Annotated in this window: 21 protein-coding genes; 9 read left to right on the plus strand and 12 right to left on the minus strand. The window is 67.9% G+C overall.

Annotated features, from left to right (window positions below; translation table 11 throughout):
* Window positions 1-51: 51 nt before the first annotated feature.
* Genes mnmC through ASC91_RS10620 form a run of 3 tightly spaced genes read right to left on the minus strand, consistent with a single transcriptional unit; the run spans window position 52 to window position 6770 of the window.
* Window positions 52-1914 carry an FAD-dependent 5-carboxymethylaminomethyl-2-thiouridine(34) oxidoreductase MnmC gene (mnmC, locus tag ASC91_RS10610; protein WP_056196190.1) on the minus strand — a complete coding sequence of 621 codons (1863 nt, stop codon included), beginning with the start codon at window positions 1912-1914 and terminating at the stop codon, window positions 52-54.
* The gene (locus ASC91_RS10615; protein ID WP_082532590.1) at window positions 1911-2534 is read right to left on the minus strand and encodes a hypothetical protein; all 624 of its coding nucleotides are present in this window, start codon (window positions 2532-2534) and stop codon (window positions 1911-1913) included. The genes mnmC and ASC91_RS10615 overlap by 4 nt, the downstream gene beginning before the upstream one ends.
* Window positions 2535-6770: a DEAD/DEAH box helicase gene (locus ASC91_RS10620; RefSeq protein WP_056196193.1), complete on the minus strand. Its 4236-nt coding sequence runs from the start codon at window positions 6768-6770 to the stop codon at window positions 2535-2537.
* A gap of 201 nt (window positions 6771-6971) precedes the next feature.
* Here ASC91_RS10620 and ASC91_RS10625 point away from each other — a divergent pair, with 201 nt between their 5' ends.
* Window positions 6972-7583 carry a hypothetical protein gene (locus ASC91_RS10625; RefSeq protein WP_056196196.1) on the plus strand — a complete coding sequence of 204 codons (612 nt, stop codon included), beginning with the start codon at window positions 6972-6974 and terminating at the stop codon, window positions 7581-7583.
* 110 nt (window positions 7584-7693) lie between these two features.
* Here ASC91_RS10625 and ASC91_RS10630 read toward each other — a convergent pair whose 3' ends face one another.
* Together ASC91_RS10630 and ASC91_RS10635 are read right to left on the minus strand one after the other, a co-directional pair.
* A complete protein-coding gene (locus ASC91_RS10630) occupies window positions 7694-9226 on the minus strand; it encodes a DEAD/DEAH box helicase (RefSeq protein ID WP_056196198.1) in 1533 nt (510 codons plus the stop codon).
* 154 nt (window positions 9227-9380) lie between these two features.
* Window positions 9381-10949: an ABC transporter substrate-binding protein gene (locus tag ASC91_RS10635; RefSeq protein ID WP_056196202.1), complete on the minus strand. Its 1569-nt coding sequence runs from the start codon at window positions 10947-10949 to the stop codon at window positions 9381-9383.
* A gap of 94 nt (window positions 10950-11043) precedes the next feature.
* Here ASC91_RS10635 and ettA point away from each other — a divergent pair, with 94 nt between their 5' ends.
* From ettA to ASC91_RS10655, 4 genes are all read left to right on the plus strand, one after another.
* Window positions 11044-12708, plus strand: coding sequence for an energy-dependent translational throttle protein EttA (gene ettA, locus ASC91_RS10640; RefSeq protein ID WP_056196205.1), 1665 nt, complete (start codon window positions 11044-11046; stop codon window positions 12706-12708).
* Between the two features lie 140 nt (window positions 12709-12848).
* On the plus strand, window positions 12849-13337 hold the full coding sequence (locus ASC91_RS10645) for a Spy/CpxP family protein refolding chaperone (RefSeq protein WP_056196209.1): 489 nt from the start codon (window positions 12849-12851) through the stop codon (window positions 13335-13337).
* Window positions 13338-13428: 91 nt separating this feature from the next.
* A complete protein-coding gene (locus ASC91_RS10650; RefSeq protein WP_082532591.1) occupies window positions 13429-14148 on the plus strand; it encodes a response regulator in 720 nt (239 codons plus the stop codon).
* Window positions 14149-14313: 165 nt separating this feature from the next.
* The gene (locus tag ASC91_RS10655) at window positions 14314-15693 is read left to right on the plus strand and encodes a HAMP domain-containing sensor histidine kinase (protein WP_056196212.1); all 1380 of its coding nucleotides are present in this window, start codon (window positions 14314-14316) and stop codon (window positions 15691-15693) included.
* Here the strand turns inward: ASC91_RS10655 and ASC91_RS10660 are convergent, their stop codons facing one another.
* The 3 genes from ASC91_RS10660 to trpS all read right to left on the minus strand — a co-directional run bounded on the left by ASC91_RS10660 (window position 15694) and on the right by trpS (window position 18535).
* Complete coding sequence (locus ASC91_RS10660) at window positions 15694-17037, minus strand: MATE family efflux transporter (RefSeq protein ID WP_056196215.1); 1344 nt, start codon at window positions 17035-17037, stop codon at window positions 15694-15696.
* On the minus strand, window positions 17034-17429 hold the full coding sequence (locus ASC91_RS10665; RefSeq protein WP_394326319.1) for a DUF3717 domain-containing protein: 396 nt from the start codon (window positions 17427-17429) through the stop codon (window positions 17034-17036). Before ASC91_RS10665 ends, ASC91_RS10660 begins: the two co-directional genes overlap by 4 nt.
* Before the next feature lie 92 nt (window positions 17430-17521).
* On the minus strand, window positions 17522-18535 hold the full coding sequence (trpS, locus tag ASC91_RS10670) for a tryptophan--tRNA ligase (RefSeq protein WP_056196218.1): 1014 nt from the start codon (window positions 18533-18535) through the stop codon (window positions 17522-17524).
* 58 nt (window positions 18536-18593) lie between these two features.
* Here trpS and purN point away from each other — a divergent pair, with 58 nt between their 5' ends.
* Window positions 18594-19226: a phosphoribosylglycinamide formyltransferase gene (gene purN, locus ASC91_RS10675; protein WP_056196221.1), complete on the plus strand. Its 633-nt coding sequence runs from the start codon at window positions 18594-18596 to the stop codon at window positions 19224-19226.
* Here the strand turns inward: purN and ASC91_RS10680 are convergent.
* Window positions 19219-19872, minus strand: coding sequence for a DUF1345 domain-containing protein (locus tag ASC91_RS10680; protein WP_056196224.1), 654 nt, complete (start codon window positions 19870-19872; stop codon window positions 19219-19221). The two genes, purN and ASC91_RS10680, sit on opposite strands and share 8 nt — an antisense overlap.
* 35 nt (window positions 19873-19907) lie before the next feature.
* Here ASC91_RS10680 and ASC91_RS10685 point away from each other — a divergent pair, with 35 nt between their 5' ends.
* From ASC91_RS10685 to ASC91_RS10695, 3 genes are all read left to right on the plus strand, one after another.
* The gene (locus ASC91_RS10685) at window positions 19908-21170 is read left to right on the plus strand and encodes an RsmB/NOP family class I SAM-dependent RNA methyltransferase (protein ID WP_056196227.1); all 1263 of its coding nucleotides are present in this window, start codon (window positions 19908-19910) and stop codon (window positions 21168-21170) included.
* 130 nt (window positions 21171-21300) lie between these two features.
* Window positions 21301-22512, plus strand: coding sequence for an acyl-CoA desaturase (locus ASC91_RS10690; protein ID WP_056196229.1), 1212 nt, complete (start codon window positions 21301-21303; stop codon window positions 22510-22512).
* Between the two features lie 102 nt (window positions 22513-22614).
* Window positions 22615-23100 (plus strand): DUF3016 domain-containing protein, encoded by a 486-nt coding sequence (locus tag ASC91_RS10695; RefSeq protein ID WP_056196232.1) that lies wholly within the window; start codon window positions 22615-22617, stop codon window positions 23098-23100.
* Window positions 23101-23199: 99 nt separating this feature from the next.
* Here the strand turns inward: ASC91_RS10695 and rpmG are convergent, their stop codons facing one another.
* The 3 genes from rpmG to trxB form a co-directional block, all read right to left on the minus strand.
* Window positions 23200-23370: a 50S ribosomal protein L33 gene (gene rpmG / locus ASC91_RS10700; protein ID WP_025564431.1), complete on the minus strand. Its 171-nt coding sequence runs from the start codon at window positions 23368-23370 to the stop codon at window positions 23200-23202.
* A gap of 34 nt (window positions 23371-23404) precedes the next feature.
* Window positions 23405-23638 (minus strand): 50S ribosomal protein L28, encoded by a 234-nt coding sequence (rpmB, locus tag ASC91_RS10705; protein WP_056196235.1) that lies wholly within the window; start codon window positions 23636-23638, stop codon window positions 23405-23407.
* Window positions 23639-23960: 322 nt separating this feature from the next.
* Entirely contained in the window at window positions 23961-24920 is a 960-nt protein-coding gene (trxB, locus tag ASC91_RS10710) for a thioredoxin-disulfide reductase (protein ID WP_056196236.1), read from the minus strand.
* Between the last annotated feature and the right edge of the window lie 163 nt (window positions 24921-25083).

The following is a 25083-nucleotide window of genomic DNA, read 5'->3' on the forward strand; positions in this document are numbered from 1 at the left end:
ATGGGGGAGGAAGCGGCAATAGTTGCCCGAACCAGGGCCAAACAGGCCGGCTCAGCCGCCCGGCCTGCGTCGCTGGCGCAACGCGAAGCGCAGCGGGTCGACAGCGTCCAGCAGCTCGGCCTCGAGCGGCCGTGGCGAGCCCAGGGCCAGCGCCGCGACCAGGCGCCCGGCCAGGGCCGCCCAGGTGATGCCTCGCGAGGCAAAACCGGTGCAGGCGATGAGCCCCGGCTGGCGTGGCTGCAGGCGCAGTTGCTCGGCCGCCTCACCGGGAGCCGCCAGACCGCCGATCAGCGGCAGGCGGTCCGGCGCGATGAGGCGCCAGGCCACGCGGCCGGAGAGCGGCGCCTGCGGCGGGGTGGCCAGGCCGGCCAAGCGCGCGTAGCGGGCGAGGTTGTCGGCCTGATCAACCTCGCGCAGCGCCGGGTCGAGATCACCGTCCTGGGTCGTCGCACCGCACCACAGGCCGCCCTGGCCGTCGGCAATGGCATAACCTTCGCCAGCGATGGGCACGGCCGGGCACCAGGGTGCACCGGGCAGATGGGTCAGCTGCCCGCGTTGCACCGTCAGGCCAGCGGCCAGCTCACCCAGCAGCGGCAGCTGGCCATGGCCGCCGGCCAGCACGACGAGGGGCGCCTCACTGATGAGATGGCGCCACTCGTCCAGCAGACGCCAGCCGTCGGCGGTGGCTTCCAGGGCTGCGACATGCCTGCCCAGCTGCAGGGCAGCACCGCTGGCGGCCAGCATGGCCCGGGTGTAGGCGCCGGGGTCCAGGGCGCCACCACCGGGATAGAACCAGGCCGGGTGGGCGAGGCCCGTGCCGACCAGCGTCGAGGCGCCTTCGGCGGACAGGGCCTCGACATAGCCGGGCGCGCCGTGCATGGCGGCCAGCGGCAGTCGCGTCTCCATCCTCAGCAGGCCGCGCTGATGAGGCAGGGCGAGCTCCGTCAGCAAAGCCTGCGTGGCCAGCGCCGCGGCGCGGTTGAAGCGCGCGTGCGGGCCGTCGTCCGGGTTGAGGGTGCCGTGGAAGAGGCCGGCCGGGTTGCCCGAGCTGGCCTGGGCCGGGCCTGGCAACGCATCGACGACGGTGCAGGCCACGCCCGCCCGCGAGAGCGCCAGCGCGCAGGCGGCACCCGCCAAGCCGGCGCCGACGATGACGGCCTGCTTCGCGCCGGGCGCCAGCGGCTCGCGGCCGGCCGGCCGCTGCGTGTGCCGAGGCGCGAACCGGGCGACGGTCATCTCGGGCTTGTTGGCAAAACCTGGCGCCAGGCTCACTTCGAAGCCCAGCGCGGTGAGCGCCCTGCGCATGGGCCGCGAGATGCTCCACGTGGCCGCCGTCGTGCCGGGCACGGCGTGCCGGGACAGGCTCTTCAGCAGCCATTCGTCCCACAGCTCCGGGTTGCGCTGTGGCGCGAAGCCGTCGAGGTAGAGAGCATCGGCGTTCAGCACCAGTTCGCGCAGCAACTCGCGCGCATCGCCCAGGCCCAGCAGCAGCTCGACGCGACCGTCCTCGAAGCTCAGCGTGTGCAGGCCGGCGGTCAGCGGCGGCCAGCGTTCGACCAGTTGGGCCGCCAGGTCGGGCAAGGGGCTGGCCGCATGGACGCGGGCCAGATCGTCGCGCTTCAGTGGGTGCTTCTCCACGCTGACGAAGACGAGGCGCTCGCAGCGTGCCGGGTCTTGCCGCCATGCATCCCAGGTGGCGAGGAAGTTGTTGCCCAGGCCAAAGCCGGTCTCCAGCACGACGAAGCGCTCGCGGCCCTGCCAGCGGCCGGGCAGGCCGTTGCCGGCGACGAACACGTGGCGGGCCTGGGGCAGGGCGCCGGCGCGCGAGTGGTAGACGTCGCCGAAGGTGGGGGAAGCCGGGGCATCGGGGTCGGAAAAGTCGACCTCGGTGGGCTCGATCGCCGGGGACTTCATTGGCCCATGCGTTGCATTTCGCCGGACTCGATGATGCGCACGGCCGGGCCGGGGGCTTCGAGGGCCAGGCGCATGGCCCGTGCAATGCGCTGCGGCGAGATGGGGCGCCAAGTGCCGGGAATCAGCCCGGCCAGCGGCCGTACCAGCCTCAGCGTCCAGGCCTCCGCCGTGCGGCGTGGTTGGTCGAGCTGCTCACGCTCGCCGTCCAGCAGGGAAGGCCGAGCGATGACGAGGCGCTCGAAGCCGAGTGCGATCAGCGCGTCCTCGGCCTCACCCTTGACCTGGTTGTAGAAGACCGGCGAACGCGCGTTCGCACCGAGCGCCGACACCAGGCCGCAATGCGTGGCGCCCGCCTCGCGCGCCGCGCGGGCGACGGTGACGGCGGCATCGAAGTCCGCCGCGCGAAAGGCCTCGCGCGAGCCGGCCTGGGCCATCGTCGTTCCGAGCGCAATCAGCACGCAGCCAGGGATGGGCAATGCGGTGAACGAGGCAGGCCGCGTGTAGTCCACCGTCGTCATGCCCGGCCGCGGCTTGCGCGCCAGCGCGATGGCGTCGGGCCATTCGGCGCACAGTGCGCGGCCGACGAGGCCGGTCGCGCCGGCTATCCAGGTGCTTGTCATCTAGTCCTCGAGCAGAGCGGCCAGCGCCTGCGCGTCCAGCGGCGAAGCCTGTTCATGGCCCTCGAGCATGCCCTCGGCCAGGCCGCGCTTGTCGCGGTGCAGCTCGATGATGCGCTCCTCCACCGAGCCGGCCGTCACCAGCCGGTAGACGGTGACCGGGCGCTGCTGGCCCATGCGGTGGGCGCGGCCGCTGGCCTGGTCTTCGGCGGCGGGGTTCCACCAGGGGTCGACGATGAGGACATAGTCGGCCATCGTCAGGTTCAAACCGAACCCGCCGGCCTTCAGGCTGATGAGGAACACATCGCCCTCGCCACGCTGGAAGGCCGCCACGCGCTTGGTGCGCTCGGCTTGCGGCGTGCTGCCGTCCAGGCGCTGGAAGGGCAGGCCCATCTGCGTGAGGCGCTCGCCCAGCAGGTCGAGGTAGTCGGTGAACTGGCTGAAGACGAGGGCCTTGTGGCCGCCCGCCACCAGCTCGCGCACGATGTGCTCGAACTCGGCCATCTTGGCTCCCACCAGGCCCAGCTCGGGTGACACGAGGCGCGGGTCGCAGGCGGCGCGGCGCAGGCGCATCAGCTCGGCCAGCACCTGCATGGGTGCGGCGCGCTCGCCGCTGGCCGCTGCCGCGGCCACCGCCGCTTGCGCGTCGCGGCGCAGGGCTTCGAGGAAGTGGCGTTCCTGCTCGCTGGGCTCCACGCGGTGGACGATCTCGGTGCGTGGGGGCAGGTCTTGCAGCACTTGCGCCTTGGTCCGGCGCAGCAGGAAGGGCGCGACGATGCGGCGCAGCCGGGCGCGGGCCGTCGCGTCCTGCTGGCGCTCGATGGGGCCCGCAAAGCGCTCATTGAACTGCTGCGGTGTGCCCAGCAGGCCGGGGTTGATGAGGTTCATGATGGACCACAGGTCCGCCAGCCGGTTCTCGACCGGCGTGCCGGACAGGGCCAGGCGGAAGTCGGCATCGAACTCGGCGACCGACTTGGCGCGCTTGGTGGCGGCGTTCTTCAGCGCCTGGGCTTCGTCCAGCACCAGCGTGGCCCAGCGGCGCGCGGCAAAGCCCTCGGCGTCGATCTGCGCCAGCGCGTAGCTGGCGACGATGACATCACCCGGGCCGGCGGCTTGCAGCAGCGCGCTGCGGTCGGCGGCTTCGGCGTAGACCTGCACATTCAGCCCCGGCGAAAACGCGGCGCACTCGGCCGCCCAATTGCCGCAGACCGACGTGGGCGCCAGCACCAGGGCCGGGCCCAGCGCGCTGCGCTCGATCAGCAGGGCCAGCGTCTGCACCGTCTTGCCCAGGCCCATGTCGTCGGCCAGGCAGGCGCCAAAGCCGGCGGCGGCCAGGCGGCTCATCCACGCAAAGCCCTCGGCCTGGTAGGCACGCAGCTCGGCACGCAGGGATTTAGGCGGCTGGGGCTGCAGCGCGGCGGCGGCCGTGAGCTGCTCCACCCGCGCCCGCCAGGCCTTGTCGCCGCCCAAGCGCACGCCGGCCAGGCCCTGGTCCAGCCAGGCGGCGCTGGCATTGGGCAGTTGCAGCTCGCCCTTCTTGGTCTGGGCCAGTGAATCGAGGTCGCGCAGCTGCTGGCGCAGTTGCTCGGACAGCGCCAGGTAATGCCCCTCGGCCATGCGCACGAAGCGGCTCTTGCTGGCGCGGCTCAGGGACAGCAGCTCCTGCAGGCCGACGACGCGGCCTTCCTCGACCTGCACCTCACCGGTCACGCCCAGCCAATCGCGCCCGCTGCTGACCTCGATCTGCACCGCGGCGCCGTCCACCGGCAGTACGCGCATCGGCTTACCCTTGGGCCAGGCCAGCGCGGCGATTGCCGCCAGGCCGGGCAGGCGCTCCACGGCGGCCAGCGCCTCCTCGGCATCGGCCAGCAGCCAGGGCTGGTCGGGCGGCTGCTCGGGGTCGAGAAAGGGCAGGGCTTCGATGACGGCGGCGCGGTGCTGGGTCTCGGCACCCAGGTCACGCTCCGTGGCCAGGCTCAGGCCCTCGTGCAGGCACATCAGTCGCGCGCGGCCCAGGCCCGGCGTGACGGCGGGGCCGAAGTCGCCAAAGGGTTGGGCCACGAGCAGCAGCGACAGGCCCTCGCCCTGTGGCGTGAGGCGGGCATGCAGGCGGCTGTCGCCGGCCACGCGCTGGCCGGCGTCGGCGTCGGAATGGAGCTGGAAATGGCCGGTCAACACCTGCAGCGCAGCGCCGAGTTCGGCCGTGGCATTGGCCGGTACCTTCCAGCCCTGGGCGACCAGCTCAGCCACGCGGCGCTGGGTGGGCGTGATGCGGATCAGCCGCGCCCGGCTCGGCCCCTCGCGCAGCACGCGCTGGGTGTTGCGGCGCTCGCGTTCGGCCTCAGCCTGGGCGCCGTGCAGCATGCCGGCATGCGGCGACTCGGCAGCGACCAGCGGAGGGTGGAGGTGGAACTCGAAGGCGGCATTGGCGTCCTGGCCAACCCGCCGAATCTCCAGCTCCGGCAGCCCCTCGCTGAGCTCCACCCACTGCCCCGGCGCGTCGGCAAACATCAGGTGCGGATGGCCGATCAGTGCGACCAGGGCTTGGCTCACGTCCAGACGCAGATCATGCACACCGGCCCAGGCGTCGCGCTCGATGTGGCGCAGCACCAGGTTGTCGCGGCTGCGCTGGGCGCCTTGCTTCTTGAGCTTGGCCAGCGTCACGGCCTTGAACTTGAGGCCGCCGCGTGCGCCGTGGTTCATCTCCAGCGGCTCCAGCGTGTGCACGCGGCCGGCGTTGTCGAGCTTGAGCTGCCAGGCCAGCTCAGGCTTGGTGGCGCTGCCGGCGGGCTTGCCATCCTCACTGAGGGCGGCGATGGCCGCGAGGGCGTCCTGCCAGGCCTGGCGCGGCTGGCCGAGGAAGTTGGCAACGCGGGCCGGCCCGGTGCCGCCCAGTTCCAGGCGCTGCAGGGCTGCGCTCAGATAGTCGGCCAGCAAGGCTTCTTCTGGGCCGAGGCCGGCGAGCACGGCCTGTGCGAGCTGGGGCGTCCAGCCGGGTGCTGGCTTACCCAGCCAGGCGGTGAGCAGCAGGCGGTCCACCGGCGCGGCATCGCCCGGCGCGCGGGGCGTGAAGGCGGCTTCCAGAAAACTGTCCTCGCCCAGCCGCACGCCGATGCCGTGGGCCCACAGGCCCCAGGCCTCGTAGGCGGTGGGGCTGCGGCTGCCGGATTCGGCGATGGCGTATTTGCGCGCCTGCGCCCAGGCCTTGGGGTCGTCCTGGGCCAGCAGGCTGAGCAGGTACAGGCGCGCGGTGTCCAGCGACAGCGCGTTGCGACGGCTGCGGCTGGCGGTGTGGATGGCCTTGATGGCGGCCTCGAAGCCGGCGCTGGCCTCGGCCCAGCGGCCATCGACGAGGGCGCGGGTGGCGGCCAGCAGCGTGACGCCCGGGCCGGCCAGGCCGCGCAGATGCTGCTCGGCGCTGTCCAGTTGCAGGGCCAGCATGTCGGCCTCGGCCAGGCGGGCGTGCATGGGAATGCTGAGCGTGCCGGTACCGGCCTGCAGCCAGGTGCGCAGCTCGGCACGCACCGGGTGGCCGGCGGGCAGGACGTCCAGCAACTGGCCCAGCAAGGTATCTCGAAGATCCGGGTCGATCTGCGCCAGCAGCCCGGGGCACCAGGGCTCGATCAGGGCCTGTAGGGCCAGCATCGGCGGGCTCAGTTCCGGCAATCGGGTGGCGAGCAGTTCATGGAATTCGGCGGCGGGCATGCCCGAGAAGATCATCAGCCGCAGCACCGTGCGCATGTCCTCGGGGCTGCGGAAGTTGACCCAGGCGATGGGGTCCTGCCAGTCGCCCCGGCCCGAGCCCAGCAGCCACAGGCGCTGGCGCCAGTAGCGCTCGTGGCCGGGGGCGGCAAGCAAGGTCTGCAGACGCTCGACGTGATCGATCAATGAGACGCGCGTGCCCTTGCCGTACAGCCCCTCGGCACGGCGCTGGGCGACCAGGGCCTGCAGGCCATCGCGCGTGGCGTAGTGGTCGAAGGTCTCGCCGTTGGCGCGCTCACGGCCGGTCAGCGACAGCCATTGCATGACGGCGTTGATGCTGGCGGTGCCGCCCAGCAGCAGCAGGGCGTCGAGCAAGGTCTGCAGGTCGGCCTCGGGCAGGGCGCCGGGGGCGGCGAGTTGCTCGGTCCGCTGGGCCGCTTTGGCTTCCTGGATCTTGCGCAGCATCTCCTGGGCGGTGACGACCGTGCCATCGGGCAGGTTGAACTTGAGCGAGTTGTCGAGCGGGGGGCGTGCCATGGGTGGAATTAGATCAGCCCCTCATGGGAATCCGGGGTCGGCGGCGCCTGTGTTTCAACGGGTTCGGCAAGCGGCACCCGCCTGTAGCAATTGAAACCATTGCACGCCTGCGGGAAGCGGCATTGATACCGCCGATCCAGACACTGATTTGCATCGCGACACGTCGTCGTGAACCTTTTCAAACCCCACAGGGAGATCACCATGTCTTTGCGTCACATCCTCATCGGCGCGGTCGCGCTGGCCTGCAGCGCCGCGGCTCAGGCGGGCCTCGTCAACTACAGCTTCGTGGCCAAAGGCCTGGACGCGGCGACCGGCGGAACGCTGTCGGGCAGCTTGGTGGTGGACATGGATGCCGTCGACTCGGATGCGGGGCCCACGCGCGGCCTCTATGACAGCGGCGCCAAGATGTCGGGCGGTGTTTCAGGTGGCGTGCAGGACGGCATGGCATACACGAATGAGAGCAAGCGGATCTTCGTCGACGCGGATATGGACAGCTTCTTCAGCTTCATTGACCTAAACGATCCGTGGCCCGTCTTCCAGCTGTTCTTGGAGGGGACAACGGGCGTGGATGCGCTGACGACCGGCGCCATGCCCTACCTGTATCTGGAGGACTTCCAGTCCCGTCATGAAATCCGCTTCCAGATGCCCAACGAGAAGCAGTACCGCTACGAGATCACCGCGTTGACCAGTACGGACGTGCCACCCCGCGATGGCGCGCATGAGCTGCCGCTGCCCGGTACGGCGCCGCTGGTCCTGGCGGCTCTGCTGGGCCTCGGCTGGGCCAGGCGCCGGGCCGCCACGCAGCTGCCTTGAGGGGCCAGCTGCCGATGCACGAGCCGTGAGCCGCAGAGGTTGCAGCAGCGGTCGCCCAGCAAAAACGGCCTGCCCCGTGAGGGACAGGCCGCGCAGGCGATGCCTTGGACTCAGCGCTTGGGCTGCGTCAGGCGCGGGCCGTTGTTGTGGCGCGGGGCGCCGCCGGCGTTGCCGCGGGCTGGTTGGGCGCCGGCTGCGCGAGGGGCGTGCTCGGCATGGGGCTTAGGCGCGGTCTTGGCGCCGCCCACGCCGGTGTGGCCGGCGGGCTTGCCGCCACGACCGCCACCGCCACCGCCACCGCCGCCTGCGCTGGGCCGGCCGCCGTCACGCGAGCCGCCGCGGCTGTCGCCGCCACGGCCACCGCCGCCGCCACCAGGTCGGCCACCGCGGCCATTGGCGCCAGCCGGCGGGTTGGGGTTGCGGCCCCGGCTGCCGTTGGGGTTCAGCACGGTGCGGCCCAGCACGATGGGCTCGGCGCGCTCGTTGGGGTCGGGCGCGAAGCCCGGCACGATTTCCCGGGGGATCTCGCGCTTGATGAGGCGCTCGATTTCCTTCAGAAAGCCGTTCTCGTCGACACAGACCAGGCTGACCGCCTCACCGGTGGCGCCGGCGCGGCCGGTGCGGCCGATGCGGTGCACATAGTCTTCGGCCACGTTGGGCAGCTCGAAGTTGACGACGTGGGGCAACTGGTCGATGTCGATGCCGCGGGCGGCGATGTCGGTCGCCACCAGGCAGGTCAGGTCGCCAGTCTTGAAGTCGGCCAGCGCCTTGGTGCGCGCACCCTGGCTCTTGTTGCCGTGAATGGCCATGGCGCTGATGCCCTGGTCGTTCAGGTAGTCGGTCAGGCGGTTGGCGCCGTGCTTCATGCGCGTGAAGATCAGCACCTGCTGCCAGGGCTCACCGCTCACGCCGCCCTTGATCAGGTGAACCAGCAGCTCCTTCTTGCGCTCGCGGCCGACCGGATGGACCTTCTGCACGATGGCTTCGGCGGTCTGGTTGCGGCGGGCCACCTCGATCAGCGCCGGGGCGTTGAGCAGGCGGTCGGCGAGGTTCTTGATCTCGTCGCTGAAGGTCGCGCTGAACAGCAGCGACTGCTTCTTGGCCGGCAGCAGGGCCAGCACCTTCTTGATGTCGTGCACGAAGCCCATGTCGAGCATGCGGTCGGCTTCGTCCAGCACCAGGATCTGCACCTGCGACAGGTCCAGCGTGCCTTGCTGCGCGTGGTCGAGCAGGCGGCCGGGCGTGGCGACGAGGATGTCGACGCCGTCGCGCAGCTTGTTGATCTGCGGTTGCATGCCGACGCCGCCGAACATGACCATGCTCTTCAGCGGCAGGTATTTGCCGTAGGTCTGCACGCTTTCCTCGACCTGGGCAGCCAGTTCGCGGGTGGGCGTCAGCACGAGGGCGCGGATGGCGATCTTGCCGCGCTTGTTGAGCAGCTTTTCGCCGGTGGACAGGCGGTGCAGCAGCGGCAGCGTGAAGCCGGCGGTCTTGCCGGTGCCGGTCTGGGCGCCTGCCAGCAGGTCGCCACCGTTCAAGACGGCGGGAATGGCCTGGGCCTGGATGGGGGTGGGGGTGGTGTAGCCAGCGTCAGCAATGGCCTTGAGCAGCGGCGCTGCCAGGCCGAGAGAATCGAAACTCATTCGGTAGGGGAGTGAGCACGCCTGGTCGCATCGCCTGCCGCGCCGCGGAGAGCGGCGCCAGTCTTCGGGCAGGGCGGGCGGCGTGCAGGGGCTGAAAAGAGAACGCCGCGCAAGACTGAGAAGCGCGGCGGTTGGGGCCATTCTAGCGGCTGAACTATTTACGGACCGTGACCCAATCCATGCTGGCCCAGTTATTGGGCGAATGCGGGATGCTGACCTCCTTGCGCATGGCCCAGGGGATGACCTGGCGGTGCAGCGGAATGATGTTGACCTGGTCGCGGTAGGACTGCAGCGCGGACTTCACCAACGCTTCGCGCTTCTTCGGGTCGGTCTCGATGGTGGACGAGGCGGCCAGCGCGTCGGCCTCGTTGTTGACGATGCCGCCGTAGTTGGCCACACCGACGCCCTGCTCGCCCCGGTTGCGCAGCACCGGGGTCAGCATGATGTCGGCATCGGTCGAGCCCCCGCCCCAGCCGGTCAGGAAGAGGCTGGTGTCGAATTTCTCGACCTTGGGAAAGTACATCGTGCGCGGCATGGCGTTGACCTTGACCCTGACCTTGACCTGGGCCCACATGGTGGCCAGCGCGACACAGATGCGCTCGTCGTTGACGTAGCGGTTGTTGGGACAGTCCAGCGTGATGTCGAAGCCGTCCGGATAACCGGCCTCGGCCAGCAGCTTCTTCGCGGTCGCGACGTCATAGGGCAGGCGGGTTTCCAGCTTGGGGTCGCCATAGGCGCCGCGCGGCGATGAGGTCAGGCCACCGGTGGGCGTCGAATAGCCGCTCATCAGCTTGGTCTTGATGGCCTCGATGTCGATGGCGTGATACAGGGCCCTTCTCACGCGCAAATCCTTCAACGGGTTCTTGTCGCCAGGGGCCTGACCGTAGAGCAGCTTGTCGCGAGTCTGGTCCATGCCGATATAGACGATGCGGTTCTCCTGGCCGTCGACGACCTTGAGGTCGGGCAGGGTACGCAGCCGGGCCACGTCGCGCGGCGGCGGGTCGAGGACGAAATCGACCTCGCCGGTGATGAGGGCCGCCGTGCGTGTCGCGTCGTTGCCGATGGGCACATAGATGAATTCCTGCAGATTGCCCTCGAACTTGTTCCACCAGTTGGGGTTGCGCTTGAAGACCGTCTTTACGCCTGGCTGGCGGCTGACCAGCATGAAGGGACCGGTGCCGTTGGCGTTCTGGCTGGCATAGGACTCCTCCTGCTGCTTGAAGTTCAGCGGTTTCGTCACGCGATGCTGCTCGCACCAGCGCTGGCTCATGATGAACAGGTTGGCCATCAGCTCCGGCACGATGGGATTGGGCTTGTCCAGCGCGAAGACGACGGTCAGCGGATCCACGGCCTTCGGGATGCCGACGGCATTCGCATAGACGCGCTGCGGCGCATTCGGGTCGCGCAGGCGCTGCATCGAGAACACGACGTCGTCGGCAGTGAAGGGCGTGCCGTCATGGAACTTGACGCCCGGGCGCAGCCTGAAGCGCCAGATCAGCGGCGTGACCTGGGTCCATTCGGTGGCCAGCGCCGGGCCGATGCTCATGTCCTTGCCGCGCCGGGTCAGGGACTCATAGACCTGGTTGTTCAGGCTGTTGGTCATGACCTCGTTCTGCGAATGCGGATCGGTGGTCTGCATGTCGCCCTGGCTGGACCAGCGCAGGGTCTGGGCTTGGACGAGGCCGGTGGCGAGAACGATCAGGGCGGCGGCAAGACGGAGCATCTGACTTCCTGGAAACGCGGGCTCGGCGACAATACCAGGCAATGCAGGCCCTCTTCCGGGGCCTGCCGCTGTTTCAGCCTCACAGGATTTGCCCATGGCCCAGTACGTCTTTTCAATGAACCGCGTCAACAAGACGGTTCCTCCCAAGCGCCACATCCTGAAGGACATCTCGCTGTCCTTCTTCCCCGGCGCCAAGATCGGCGTGCTGGGCGTGAACGGTTCGGGCAAGTCGACCATCCTGAAGATCATGGCGGGCGTCGACAAGGAGTACGAGGGCGAAGCCACGCCGATGCCGGGCATCAAGATCGGCTACCTGGAGCAGGAGCCGCGCCTGAACCCCGACCAGACCGTGCGCGAGGCCGTGGAAGAGGGCATCGGCGGCGTGCTTGCCGCGAAGAAGCGTCTGGACGAGGTCTATGCCGCCTATGCCGAGGAAGATGCCGACTTCGACGCGCTGGCTGCAGAGCAGGGCGAGCTGGAATCCATCATTGCCGCCGCCGGCTCCGAGAACACCGACCTGCAGCTGGAACTGGCCGCCGACGCGCTGAACCTGCCGCCCTGGGACGCCGTCATCGGTGTGCTGTCCGGCGGCGAAAAGCGCCGCGTCGCGCTGTGCCGCCTGCTGCTGAGCAAGCCCGACATGCTGCTGCTGGACGAACCCACCAACCACTTGGACGCCGAGTCGGTCGAGTGGCTGGAGCAGTTCCTGCAGCGTTTCCCCGGCACCGTGGTGGCCATCACCCATGATCGCTACTTCCTGGACAACGCGGCCGAATGGATTCTTGAACTCGACCGTGGCCACGGCATCCCGTGGAAGGGCAACTACTCCGACTGGCTGGACCAGAAGGAAAAGCGCCTGGAGACCGAGCAGAAGAGCGAAGACGCGCGCATGAAGGCGATGAAGGAGGAACTGAAGTGGGTTCGCTCCAACGCCAAGGGCCGCCAGGCCAAGAGCAAGGCGCGCCTGGCCCGCTTCGAGGAGCTGTCGGACGTCGAATACCAGCAGCGCAACGTCACGAACGAAATCTTCATCCCCGTGGCTGAGCGCCTGGGCAATGAAGTCATCGAGTTCGAGAACGTCAGCAAGAGCTTCGGCGACCGCGTGCTGATCGACAACCTGTCGTTCAAGGTACCGGCCGGCGCCATCGTCGGCATCATCGGCCCCAACGGCGCCGGCAAGTCGACGCTGTTCCGCATGCTGCAGGGCGTGGAGCAGCCGGACTCGGGCACGGTCAAGATCGGCAAAACGGCCAAGATGGCCTTCGTCGACCAGAGCCGTGAGGCCATGGAAGCCGACAAGACCGTCTGGCAGGACGTCTCCGGCGGCCTGGACAACATCATCGTCGGCAAGTTCGTCATGCCCAGCCGTGCCTATCTGGGCCGCTTCAACTTCAAGGGCAATGACCAGCAGAAGCTCGTCGGCGCCCTCTCCGGCGGTGAGCGCGGCCGCCTGCACCTGGCCAAGACCTTGGCCCAGGGCGGCAACGTGCTGATGCTGGACGAACCGTCCAACGACCTGGACGTCGAAACCCTGCGCGCGCTGGAAGAAGCGCTGCTGGAGTTCGCCGGCTCGGCCATGGTCATCAGCCATGACCGCTGGTTCCTGGACCGCATCTGCACCCACATCCTGGCTTGCGAAGGCAATTCGCAGTGGTTCTTCTACGACGGCAACTTCCACGAGTACGAGGCCGACAAGAAGAAGCGCCTGGGCGAAGAAGGCGCGCGCCCGAAGCGCATGCGCTTCAAGCCGATCAAGTAAGCCTTGATCGAAGGGGAGGCCGGTTCACCGCAAGTAAAACTGGCCCTGTTTGTCGACACAGTTCTTTACCCCACCCCCAAAGATCCCACACAGGCCGCCTGGAAGATGACCTCACTCACTCTTCTTCCAGGAGACCTTTGATGAAGTCCTTCCCGATCCAGAACCTGTTGCGCGTCGGTGCGGTGGCTGCGGCCTTGGCCTTCGGCGGTGTTGCTGCCCAAGCCCAGCCTGCCCACGGGGGTCACCACGGCGGCCCGGCCATGATGGCGCCCGGCGGTCTGTTCGGTGGTCACATCGAGCACATGCTCGACGTGGTCAGCGCGACCGAATCCCAGCGCAGCCAGATCGAAGCCATCTTCAAGGCGGCCCGACAGGACCTGTCGGGCCAGCGCGAAGCCGGCATGAAGCTGCACCAGCAGATGGCCACGCTCTACACGGCCACCAACATCGACGCCGCCGCAATCGAGGCCGTGCGCGTGCAGATGAGCGCCCAGCACGAGGCCGCCTCCAAGCGCCTGAGCCAGGCCAGCATCGACGCCGCCCGCGTGCTGACGCCCGAACAGCGCGCCAAGATTGCCGAGGTGATGAAGAAGCGCCAGGCCCGCATGGCTTCCCGTCACGCCGGCTGATTGGCCCTTGACCAGGAGTTCTGCGATGCTTGAGCCCCGTTCCACCGGCGCCGAGGCGCGCCGGATTCCTTTCTCTTCCCTTGCCCCGGTGATGAGTAGCGCCCGACTGTTGTTGATCGATGACGATGCCCGCCTGACCGGCATGGTGGGCGACTATCTGCGCGCCGCCGGCTTCGAGGTCAACACGGCCGGCAGCCTGGCCCAGGCCCGTGAGGCCTTGGCCCACAGCCGCTTCGAGTTGCTGGTGCTGGACTTGATGCTGCCCGACGGCGACGGCCTGGACTTCTGCCGCTGGCTGCGCGGCGACCCGCGCTGGCGCCACCAGCCGGTGCTGATGCTGTCGGCCCGCGGCGAGCCCATGGACCGCATCCTGGGCCTCGAACTGGGCGCCGACGACTACCTCGCCAAGCCCTTCGAGCCGCGCGAACTGCAAGCCCGTATCAAGGCCCTGTTGCGCCGACTGGAGCCCAAGCTGGATGGCGACGAGGTGCTGCGCTTCGGCCGCCTGGATATCGACCTGGCCGCTCGCGTGGCGCGCCTGGACGGCAAGATCTGCGACCTGACCAGCCACCAGTTCGACCTGCTCGTCGTGCTGGCGCAAAGCCCCGGCCGGGTGCTGAGCCGCGACCAGATCATGGATGCGCTGAAGGGCCACCCGCTGGAAGCCTTCGACCGCTCCATCGACGTGCACATCTCGCGCATCCGGGCCGTCATCGAAGACGATCCCAAGAACCCGCGCCGCGTGCTGACCGTGCGTGGAGCCGGCTATGTCTTTGCCCGCAAGCAGGACGCCGACGCCGACGCTGCTTGAGTGTGAGCCCCTCGTCCAGTCTCGCCACGCTGAACGCGGGCGCGCCCAGCCGGTCCCCCGAGGGGACGGCGATGCTTGCGGCATTGAGCCACAAGCACATCGCCCTACGCGGGCCGGCTAGGGGCGGCCCGGCGCTCGGCCCGCAAAACTCCACGCGCCCCTGATTTGAAAAGCCTCTACGTCCGCATCTACCTGACGCTGGTGGCGCTTCTGCTGGCGTTTGCCTTCGGCTCGGCATGGCTGTTCCAGCGCCACATCGAGCAGGAGCGCGGCAACGTCGAACTGGCGGCTGGAGAGCGGCTGAACGCGATGGCCGGGCTGCTCAAGCTCGCGCTGCCGCCGGCCGACGCGCCGCGTGCCGAGCAGGCTGCCGTCTTTGCCGACTGGGGGTTGCGCCTGCGCATGCCGATCGCGTTGGAGGATACCGACGGCAAGCGCATCGCGACGACGCAGATGTTCCAGCGCCGTGCCGACGACCCCGGCGCCATCATCGTCAGCGCCAACCTGGGCGATGGCCGCAGTCTGGAGATGGTGCGTACCGTGCGTCCGCCAGGCCCTCAGGGCGCCGCTTCAGGCGCCTCGGGTCCTGGAGGCCCCGGCGCGCGGCCGCCCCGGCTGGATGAAGGCCCCTGGACCGGCCCCTGGCTGCATCGCCCCGTGTCGCCAGGCGCGCCGGCGGTGTCGACCTTGGCCGTCGTGCTGGTGCTGCTCTTCATCGGTGTGGCGGTCGGCGCCTATCCCGTCGTGCGCCGGCTGACGCGGCGGCTCGAAGCGCTCAAGCGTGGCGTCGAGAAGTTCGGCTCCGGCCAACTGGGCCATCGCGTCGACGACAGTGGTCGCGATGAGGTGGCCGCCCTGGCCACCAGCTTCAATCAGGCGGCCGACCGCATCGAGACACTGTTGCGTTCTCACCAGACCCTGCTGGCCAATGCCAGCCACGAGCTGCGTTCGCCCCTGGCACGGCTGAAGATGGCTTTCGCGATGCTGGACGACGCTGCGCCCGCACAGCGCCAGCGCCTGGCGAAGGAGATCGACGTCAACATCGCCGAGTTGGACGCGCTCGTCGAGGAAGTGCTGCTGGCCAGCCGGCTGGAGGCCGGCAGCGCGGTTGGCGAAACCCATGCCGTCGAATTGCTCGCGCTAGGCGCCGAGGAGGCGGCTCACGCGGAAGCCGCCTTTGAGCCCGAGACCGATTCCGCTCGCATCGACGGTCAGGAGCGCCTCCTGCGCCGCGCGCTGCGCAATCTGCTCGACAACGCGCGCCGCTACGGCGGCCCCGACGTGGAACTGGCGCTGCGGCCGGTCGCCGGAGGCTATGAATTCATCGTTGCCGACCGAGGCCCGGGCGTGCCCGCCGATCTGCGCGAGCGCATCTTCGAACCCTTCTACCGGTTGCCCGGCCATGCCGAGATGGCGGGCGGCGTCGGGCTGGGCCTGAGCCTCGTCAAGCAGATCGCCGAGCGCCACGGCGGCAGCGTGCGCTGCCTGGCACGCGACGGTGGCGGCAGCCGCTTCGTGATCTTCCTGCCCACGGCGGGACGCTGATCAGCGGTTCTCGTTGAAGACCCGCCTGAGCAGCAGGCTGAGAAGCAAGGCGGCGGTGATCAGGCCGGCGGTGGCCGCTTGCCAGAAGCCGACCGCGCCGACGCCGTTCTGGCCAAAGGCGAGGAAATAGCCGCCACCGATGCCCAGGCCCCAGAGCGCCAGGACGTAGATGATCATCGGCAGCGTGGCGACCTGGTAGGCGCGCAGCACATAGGCCGCCACCGTCTGCAGGGCGTCGCCGAGGTGGAAGAACCAGACCCAGACCAGCAGCGGCAGTGCGGCGGCGGCTGTCGCCGCATTCGAGGTGTAGAGGGCGACGATGGGCTCGCGCGCGAAGGCGACAACGGCGCCGACGCCCGCGGCGGTCAGCGTGGCCAGCGTCATCGCATGCCTGCCGACGGTGCGCGCTTCGTGCTTTTCGTCGGCCCCCAGATGCTGTGCGACCAGCGTGCCGGCGGCGGTGGCCATTGCGAGCGCGATCATGAACATCATCGCGACGAGGTTGACGGCGATCTGGTGGCCGGCGACCGGTGTTGCGCCAAGACGGGCGATGAAAAAGGCCATGAAGGTGAAGCCCGTCACCTCGACGAGGATGGAGCCGCCCATCGGCAGGCCCAGCTTCACCAGCGCTGCGAGTTCGCCCCAATGCGGTCGGGTCTGCCACAGGTGCGGGATCCTGAACGGCCGGTAGAAGGCGTCGCGCCTGAGCAGCAGCATCGCAACGGCGGCTTGGCCGATCAGCGCGATGGCCGTCGCGACGCCGCATCCAGCGACGCCCATCGCAGGAATCGGACCCCAGCCGAAGACGAGCACGGCGTTCAAAGGCACCTTGGCCGCCAGGCCGGTGAGCTGCATCGCCATGACGGCCTTGGGGCGGCTGACGGCGGTCGAGAAACCACGGAAGGCAGTGAAGAGCAGGGCGGCGGGCAGTGCAAAAGCCTCGGGCCGCGTGTAGGCGCGCACCTTGTCGGCCTGGGCTGCGTCGAGGTGGGCCAGTGCCGTGAAAGGATCCGGAAACCACAGCGCCAGGCAGCCCGGAATGCAGAGCAGCACCGACAGCCACTGCGCCTGCACGAAGCTGCTGCCGGCACCGGGTAGATCCTGGGCACCGAACTGCCGGCCAGCGATGGGCCCGACCGCGAGGATGACGCCCATCAGGCCGACAAAGATGGTCACGTAGGCGGCCGAACCGACAGCGAATGCAGCCAGGTCCTCGGGGCTGACGCGGCCCATCATCAGCGTGTCGATGGTGCTGAACATCATCACGGCGATCTGGCCGACAAGGACGGGCCAGGCCAGCGGCACGAGGCGGCGAACGCTGTCGATGAAGCGGATGCGGGTCATCGGGTCACGCGCTCCGCGTAGCGGTTGAAACGCCAGGCCGTGCCTTCGTGGGTGATGCGGTGCCAGACGACACGCTTCTCGAAGGGGTCGAGCGCCGGCCAATGCTGCACTTCGTCGAAGGTGCGGCCGCAGCCTTTGCAGATGGCGTCGCCCTGGGCCGTGGAGCAGATCGCAATGCAGGGTGAGTCAGGCGTCGTCGCGTACCAGGCCAGCCAGGCATCCAGGGCCATGGGCTTCAGCGTGGCAGGGTCAAGCTCGGTCGCGCGGCTCAGCGCGAGCAGCGCATAGGCCTCGGCCAGCGCACGCACCTCGGGTGCGGCGCTGATGCCGTCAGGCGAGGGTGAACGTTCGCGCCACCAGTTGATGGCGGCCTCGAGGTCAGTCACGTGGATCAGAGAATGAGGCCCCTCGACAGGCGGGTACGCCGGTCGATCCCCCGAGGGAATGTCGGGCCGGCTTGGGGCGGCCCTACGCTCGTCCCCGCTCAAGCCACCAACCCCATGGCGCCGCGCACCTCGCGCAGCGTCTTGCGCGCGACGGCGCGGGCGCGCTCGGTGCCAACCTCCAGCGTCCACTGCACCTGCTGCGGGTCCAGGGCCGCAGCGCGTTCGCGCCAGGGCGCCTGCTCGCGCTGGATGGACTCGATCAACGGCTGCTTGCAGTCCAGGCAGCCGATGCTGGCCGTGCGGCAGCCGCTGTCGCAGGCGGCGCGGGTCGCGTCGTCGCTGTAGATCTGGTGCAGCGGCCAGACCGGGCAGCGCGCCGGGTCGCCGGCGTCGGTGCGGCGCACGCGCTGCGGGTCGGTCGGCATGGTGCGGATCTTGGCGGCGACAGCCTCGGGCTCGTCGCGCATCGCGATCGCGTTGTCCAGGCTCTTGCTCATCTTCTGGCCGTCCAGCCCGGGCACGCGGGCGGTCTCGGTCAGCAGGGCCTGGGGCTCGACAAAGATGGGCGCGGCCTCGGCATAGAGCCGGTTGAAGCGTCGTGCCACTTCGCGGGTCACTTCGACGTGGGCGGTCTGGTCTTCGCCCACCGGCACACCGGCAGGCTTGTAGAGCAGGATGTCGGCCGCCTGCAGCAGCGGGTAGCCCAGAAAGCCGTACGTCGCCAGTTCGGGGTCGGCGGCGACCTGATCCTTGTAGCTGGGCATGCGCGCCAGCCATGAGGACGGCGTACACATGGCCAGCAGCGTGAATAGCTCGGCGTGCTCGGGCATGCGGCTTTGCAGGAACAAGGTACAGCGCTCGGGGTCCAGTCCGGCGGCCAGCCAGTCGGTGACCATCTCGTAGACGTGGCGGGTCAGCGTCTCGCCACTCGGGCGCTGGGTGGTGAGCGCATGCCAGTCGGCGACGAAGAAGAAGCAGTCATGCGTGTCCTGCAGCCGCACCCAGTTCTTGATAGCGCCGTGGTAGTGGCCGAGGTGCAGGGCGCCGGTCGGACGCATGCCGGAAAGCACGCGAGGGCGGCTTGGCTTGAGGTTCAGGGTGGGGTTCGACATGGGGCGCGGATTGTCGTTCAAGGGGCGATCGGTCAGCCGCCCCCTAAACTGCCGCCCCATGAAGAGGTTGGTGATTCTGATTTCGGGGCGCGGCTCCAACATGGAGGCCATCGTGAAGGCCTGCCAAGCCGAGGGCTGGCCCGCCGAGGTGGCCGCCGTCATCAGCAACCGGCCCGATGCGGGCGGCCTGCAGTTCGCGGTTGAGCATGGCGTTGCTACCGCCGTCGTCGATCACAAGACCTATGCCAGCCGTGAGGACTTCGATGCCGAGCTGGCCCGCGTCATCGACAGCTTCGCACCTGACCTCGTCGTCCTCGCCGGCTTCATGCGTATCCTGACGCCCGGCTTCACGGCGCGCTACGCCCGCCGCATGCTCAACATCCACCCGTCGCTGCTGCCGGCCTTCACCGGGCTGCACACCCATGAGCGAGCGCTGGAGATGGGCTGCAAGGTCGCCGGCGTGACGGTGCATTTCGTCACCGCCGAGCTGGACCATGGCGCCATCGTCATGCAGGCGGTCGTGCCGGTGCTGCCTGGCGACGACGCGAAGACGCTGTCGGCCCGCGTGCTGACGGCCGAGCACCGCATCTATCCGCAGTCGGTGCGCTGGTTTGTCGAAGATGCGCTGGCGTGGGATGGTGAGCGCGTCACTCACCGCGACGGTGCGGCTCAGCAGTTGCTGCTCAGCTGATCAGCCCGGCGAGGATATTGACGGTCAACGCCAGCACGCCGGTGTTGAAGACGAAGGCCAGCAGGCCTTGAACCAGCACGAGGCGGCGCATGGCGCGCGAGCTGACGCTGACGTCCGAGGTCTGCGACGTGGCCGCCACGGTGATCGAGAAGTACAGGAAGTCGCCGTAGTCGGGCGGTCCTTCGTCGTCGCCCGGGAACTCCAACCCGTGCGCGGCCTTGCCCCCGCCGTGGTACAGGCTCGCGTAGGCGATGCCGAATTCCACCGGCAGCAGCAGCCAGGAGCTGCAGACCGTGGCAATGGCGAAGGCGAGCGTCAAACCGTTGGCGGTATGGGCTTGCTTGGCCGAACCCAGTTCCAGCGCAATGGCGCCAAAGCTGGCCAGCGCCCCGCCAACGGCCAGCAGCAGCATGACGGGCAGGCCTTCGGTCAGCTGGCTGGCGCGCTGCTGCACATTCACCGAGCCCGCGCGGCCCAGCATCATCCAAAGCGCCAGCGGCAGATAGATCCACAGCGTGAAGTCCCACCCCAGCAGCAGGCGCGTGGTCAGCGGCACAGCGCCTGGCCACAACGCAGCCAGCGTGCTGCCGATCAGGATGGACAACAGCAGCCGGGGGCGCAGGCGCAGCTGGGTCCAGAGATTCATGCGGCAAGGAGCAGGGCGCTTGGGATAATGGGGCGATGCATCCTAATGCCCTCCTGGAGTTGAGCGCCGAGCTGATCGCGGTCGTCAACCAGCTCGAAGCGCCGGCCGACTCCACCGTCTCCGCCTTCTTTCGTCAACACAAGAACCTCGGCCAGCGCGAGCGCGCCTGCCTCGCCGAGACGGTCTACGCGCTGTTGCGCGAGCGAATCAAGTTCCAGAACCTGGCCCAGAGCGGCAGCGGCTCCATGCACCGCCGCCTGGCCATGTTGGCCTGGCGCGGCAATGCCGCTTTCCTGCGTGGGGCCCTCAGCCCGCAGGAGCAGCATTGGCTGGAGCAGGTCCAGGCCATCGACCCGATGAGCCTGGCGTCCAAGATGCGCCACAACATGCCCGAATGGCTGGCCGAGCCGCTGCTGGCCCGGCTGGGCGAGGAAGAGTTCTGGAAGCTCGCCACCTCACTGAACGAGGCTGCGCCGCTGGACCTGCGGGTCAACGCTCTCAAGTTCAAGCGCGAGGAGGCCCAGGAGCAACTCAAGGCCGCCGGCATTGACGCCGTGCCCACGCCGTATTCACCGCTGGGCCTGCGCATCGATGGCAAGCCGGCGCTGCAAAAGCTGGAGCTGTTCACCAGCGGTGGCATCGAGGTACAGGACGAAGGCAGCCAGTTGCTGGCCCTGCTGCTGGCGCCCAAGCGTGGCGAGATGGTGGTGGACTTCTGCGCCGGCGCCGGCGGCAAGACCCTGGCCCTGGGCGCAGCCATGCGCAACACAGGTCGGCTCTATGCCTTCGACACCTCCGGCCACCGGTTGACGGCGATGAAGCCGCGCCTGGCGCGCAGCGGCCTGTCCAACGTCTATCCGGCCCAGATTGCCCATGAGCGCGACGACCGCATCAAGCGCCTGGCCGGCAAGATCGACCGCGTGCTGGTCGACGCGCCCTGTTCCGGCCTGGGCACGCTGCGCCGCAACCCCGACCTGAAATGGCGCCAGTCGCCCCAGGGGGTGGCTGAACTGCAGGCCAAGCAGCGCGCCATCCTGGCCAGCGCCGCCCGTCTGGTGAAGCCGGGAGGCCGGCTGGTTTATGCGACCTGCAGCCTGCTGGATGCCGAGAACGAGGTCATCGCGGCCGAGTTTGCCGCCGCCCATCCCGACTTCAAGCCGCTCGCCGCGGGAGAGGCGCTTGCCAAGGCCCAGGTTGAACGCTCCGATGAAGTCGTGGAAAACGGCGCACTCCGGTTGTGGCCTCACCGACACGCCACAGACGGGTTTTTTGCTGTCGCATGGGAAAGGTCGGCCTGACGCAGGTCAAAGAACGCGTCGATTCGCACGTCACCGCCTGAATACGGTGCAGCAAACCCCTTGAATTTGGGGGCTCTCCTCTACAATTGACATTCCTTTGCATGGCCGCTGTGGCCGAGGTCTTGGACGCATGAACGACATCCTGAACGCGCTGATGAACTGGCTGGCCGATGGCCTGTTGGGTTTCAGTGCTTGGCAATTAGTGATCTTTACGCTGGTTGTGACCCATATCACGATCGCTTCGGTCACGATCTTCCTGCATCGCGCACAGGCTCACCGCTCGCTGGATCTCGGTCCCATCCCCTCGCATTTCTTCCGCTTCTGGCTCTGGCTGACGACGGGCATGGTCACCCGCGAATGGGTTGCCATCCACCGCAAGCACCACGCCAAGTGCGAAACCGAGGAAGACCCGCACAGCCCGCAGACCCGCGGCCTGAAGAAGGTGCTGGCCGAAGGCGCTGAGCTGTACCGCACCGAGGCCAAGAATGCCGAGACGATTGCCAAGTACAGCCGCGGCACGCCCGAGGACTGGATCGAGCGCAACCTGTACACCAAGTACAGCTGGCAGGGCGTCGCGCTGCTGCTGATCGTCAACATGGCGCTGTTCGGTGCCATTGGCGCCACCATTTGGGCCATCCAGATGATCTGGATTCCAATATGGGCTGCCGGCGTCATCAATGGCATCGGCCACTACTGGGGTTATCGCAATTTCGAAGCACCCGACGCGTCGACCAATCTGACGCCTTGGACGCTGATCGTTGGCGGCGAAGAACTGCACAACAATCACCACACCTACCCGACGTCCGCCAAGTTCTCGGTCAAGCCCTACGAGTTCGACATTGGCTGGATGTATATCCGTGGCCTGGAAATGCTGGGCATGGCCAAGGTCCGCAAGACGGCACCCAAGTTGAGCCTGGGTGAAATCAAGCCGGCCGACGCGCGCACGCTCGAGGCACTGATCGCCAATCGCTACGAAGTCATGGCCAGCTATGCCCGTGACATGAAAGCGGCCTGCGCCGCCGAATTGGCCAAGATCAAGGCCGAGGGCGGCAAGCACAGCGCGCGGTTTGAGGAGTTCAAGCAGGCCCAACGCTGGCTGCACCGCGACCAGGAGCGCATCCCGGTCGCCGTGCACGGCGACCTCGCGAATGCCCGCGCTGCTAGCCCGGTCATCGACAAGCTGGTGACCATGCGGGAGGAACTGCGCCAGATGTGGACGCGCACGAATGTGTCGGCCGAGCAACTGGTCGCCGACTTGCAGGCCTGGTGCCGCCGCGCCGAGGAGAGTGGTATTGCCGAACTGCAGGCCTTCTCGATGCGCTTGCGCGCTGCTCACACCTGAGCTTTGGTTTCCTGAAGTAAAGGGCGCCCCGTCGGGCGCCCTTTTTCTTGGGCTGGCCTAGACTTGACGTATGCAGTCGCTGATTTGCTTAGGAGGCTTGCCATGAAATACCGCTGGATTGCCGTTGCCCTGTTCGCCCTGGCCGCCACCGCGCGCGCCGATGTGCAGGTGAATTTCATCGGTTCCGAGAAGTTCTCGGACATCAAGGACAACAACGGCTTCCGCCAGCCCGAGGTGCTGAAGGACATCGAAGCCTATCTTGTCGAGCAGGTCGGCAAGCGCCTTCCGGGCCGGGATGTGCGGATCAACGTGACCGACGTGGATCTGGCCGGCGAGGTCGAGCCGTTCGGCCGCCGCATGCAATGGCTGCGCGTCATGCGCACCGTCACACTGCCGTCCATCGCCTTCAACTACGAAGTACGAGAGGGCGAAAAGGTCGTCCGGCAGGGCGAGGTCAAGCTGCGTGACATGAACTACCAGGACGGCTTCAATGGCTATTCAAGTGGGGACACGCTGCGCTATGAGAAGCGCATGCTTGATCGCTGGTTCAAGCAGGAGTTTGGCGCCACAGTGACCGCGGCGCGCTGAAGCTGCCCGGTCAGAGGACGCAAAAAACCCGCCAGCGTTGCCGCTTGGCGGGTTTTGTTTTGCTTGCTTGCGTGCGTTGGCGGCTCGCGCCGCCATTCATCACTTCAGCTTGATTTCCTTGTACAGGACGTGCTTGCGCGCCTTGGGGTCGAATTTCATGAATTCGAGCTTTTCGGGCGTGGTCTTCTTGTTCTTGTTCGTCGTGTAAAAGTGGCCGGTGCCCGCAGTGGACTCCAGCTTGATCTTTTCGCGGCCGCCTTTGGATGCCATGGTCGTATTCCTTCAGTAGGTCAGTGAGCGACGATCAGAGCGCGCCCTTGGCGCGCAGATCGGCGACGACTTGGTCAATGCCGACCTTGTCGATCAAACGCAGAGCGGCATTCGTGATGCGCAGGCGAATCCAGCGATTTTCCGATTCCACCCAGAAACGGCGGTATTGCAGGTTCGGCAGGAACCGACGCTTGGTTTTGTTGTTGGCGTGGGAAACGTTGTTCCCGACCATGGGCTTCTTGCCCGTGACTTGACAGACGCGTGCCATGACGCTTCTCCGGTTTGACTTCTTTGACCAGCCGCCCGAACTTTTCGAGCGGCCCTTTGACCGCATATGCCTGCTAATCCTCAGGCGAAATTCTTTCGAATCAACGCTTTGGATGCGGTCCATCCAGCAGGCAAGCCGGCGAGTGTAGCGGAAAACCCGCGGACCAGGAAGGCCGTGCTACGCCTTCCGGGCCGAGCGCTGGGCCGCTCCCGAGCCGGCCCGTCGGGCGATGTGCTCGCGGCTCGATGCCGAGAGCATCGCAGTCCCCTCGGGGGACCGGCTGGACCCGCCCGCGTTCAGTGGGGCGAGACCGGACGAGGGGTCAACCGTTTTCCTGGTCCAGGAAGCGCTGGGCGTCCAAGGCCGCCATGCAACCCGTGCCGGCGCTGGTGATGGCCTGGCGGTAGATGTGGTCCTGCACGTCGCCGGCCGCGAAGACGCCCGGCACGCTGGTCATCGTCGCAAAGCCGTTCAGGCCGCTCTTGGTGATGATGTAGCCGTCTTTCATCTCCAGCTGGCCCTTGAAGATGTCGGTGTTGGGCTGGTGGCCGATGGCGATGAAGCAGCCGTGCAGCTTGATTTCCGATTTGCTGTCGTCCAGCGTGCTGCGGATGCGCACACCGGTCACGCCCGAGGCATCGCCCAGCACCTCGTCGAGCTGCTGGAAGAAATGCAGCACGATCTTGCCGGCGTCGGCCTTCTCCTTGAGCTTGTCGATGAGGATGGGTTCGGCGCGGAACTTGTCGCGGCGATGGATCAGGTGCACCGTGCTGGCGATGTTCGACAGATACAGCGCCTCTTCGACGGCCGTGTTGCCGCCGCCGACGACGCAGACTTCCTGGCCGCGGTAGAAAAAGCCGTCGCAGGTCGCGCAACCACTGACCCCGCGGCCCATGAAGGCCTGTTCGGAGTCCAAGCCGAGGTATTTTGCAGAGGCGCCGGTCGCGATGATCAGCGCGTCGCAGGTGTAGGTGCCGCTGTCGCCAGTCAGCGTGAAGGGGCGCTTGGAGAAGTCGACCGCATTGATGTGGTCAAAGACGATCTGGGTCTGGAAGCGCTCGGCATGCTGCTGGAAGCGCTGCATCAGCTCGGGGCCCTGCACGCCCATCACGTCGGCCGGCCAGTTGTCGACCTCCGTCGTGGTCATGAGTTGACCCCCTTGGGCCATGCCCGTGATCAGCGTAGGCTTGAGATTAGCGCGTGCAGCGTAGATGGCGGCGGTGTAGCCGGCGGGGCCGGAACCGAGGATAAGCAGGCCGTGGTGTTGGGTCGTAGCGGTCATGGCAGGGAAGGTGAGGGCGGGTTAACGGCTCGCAAGGTAGTCTTAGGGGTGAAAACCCCGGCCTTACCCGATGCGGAGAAGCCCGCCGCGTGTGCACAATGCACGCCATTTTAGGCAGGCGCATTTCTTGCCGCTTGCCTGGGGCCCAAACCTGGAGACTGCA

This window comes from Pelomonas sp. Root1237, from assembly GCF_001425055.1.
Taxonomy (GTDB): domain Bacteria; phylum Pseudomonadota; class Gammaproteobacteria; order Burkholderiales; family Burkholderiaceae_C; genus Pelomonas.